Origin of the sequence: Mesorhizobium sp. M7A.F.Ca.CA.004.12.1.1 (assembly GCF_003997835.1) — a bacterium.
Lineage (GTDB): Bacteria > Pseudomonadota > Alphaproteobacteria > Rhizobiales > Rhizobiaceae > Mesorhizobium.
Genome location: NZ_RZRK01001248.1, coordinates 1 through 1120, shown reverse-complemented (window position 1 = coordinate 1120; position 1120 = coordinate 1). Strand labels below are relative to the sequence as shown.

The following is a 1120-nucleotide window of genomic DNA, read 5'->3' as shown; positions in this document are numbered from 1 at the left end:
GCGGGAGACATGCTGGGTTTTTCGCGCGCCTTCACCGACCCGGCCGGCAAAAGCGACGTCGCGTCGTTCAAGCTCGCCTTTGCGGCCGGAGCCGAGGCCACGGACGCCTTCCTGTTTGCCTGCGAGCGGGTCAACGCGCCTGATGTTGATCGCACGGCTTTGCAGGCCCACGCCAACGGCGCGACCGGAATTGTCGAGATCTTGGCGGTCAGCGATGCGCCCGGAAAGCAGCATGGGCTGATTTCCGTGGCGGTGGATGATCCGGCCGCCGACGGGCAGGGCGGCATTTTTCCCTTGCCGAATGCGGATTTGAGCGTGCTTGACCGCGCGGCTTTCACCGCGCGCTTCGGCCTGCCGGCCGGCGCGCCGACAGATCTACGCTTCGCAGCGGTGGTCTTTTCGGTTCGGAACGCCGATGTGACATCAAGGCTGCTTGCAGCCAATTCCGTCCAACACGATATAGCGGGCAATGATATCGTCGTGCGGCGTGCACCCGGACAGGGCGCGGCCTTTATCTTCCGGGAGATCCCATGAGCAAGCCGCAAGCGTCCAATTCGATGGCGCCCAATTCGTCTGTAGCCGTCGGCAATGTCGTCTTCGACAACAGGGCGGCTTTGTCCCTGATCGCCGGCCCGTGCCAGTTTGAATCGCGCCAGCATGCCTTCGACATGGCCGGCGCACTGAAGGAACTGACCGGCAGGCTCGGCATAGGCCTCGTCTACAAGACCAGCTACGACAAGGCCAACCGCACCTCGCTGTCGGCGACGCGCGGCGCCGGCATGGACGCAGCCCTTCCCGTCTTCGACGAACTGCGCAAGGAATTTTCGCTCCCCGTGCTGACCGATGTCCACACCGAGGAGCAGTGCGCGATCGTCGCGCCGCATGTCGATGTCCTGCAGATTCCGGCTTTCCTGTCGCGCCAGACGGACATGCTGGTCGCCGCCGCAAGGACCGGCAAGGTTATCAATGTGAAGAAGGGGCAGTTCCTCGCCCCCTGGGACATGAAGAACGTCGTCGCCAAGATCACCGGATCCGGCAATGCCAATGTGCTGACCACCGAGCGCGGCGCCTCCTTCGGCTACAACACGCTGGTCTCCGACATGCGCGCTCTTCCCATCAT

The 1120-nt window shown here is 63.7% G+C and carries 1 protein-coding gene and 1 pseudogene; both read left to right on the top strand.

Going from position 1 to position 1120, the window contains the following annotated elements; translation table 11 throughout:
* Positions 1-534, top strand: a pseudogene (locus tag EN984_RS35530) (VOC family protein); the annotation flags it as partial.
* On the top strand, positions 531-1120 hold a 590-nt coding region (kdsA, locus tag EN984_RS35525), incomplete at its 3' end, for a 3-deoxy-8-phosphooctulonate synthase (RefSeq protein ID WP_127379728.1). The pseudogene EN984_RS35530 and the gene kdsA, both read left to right, overlap by 4 nt.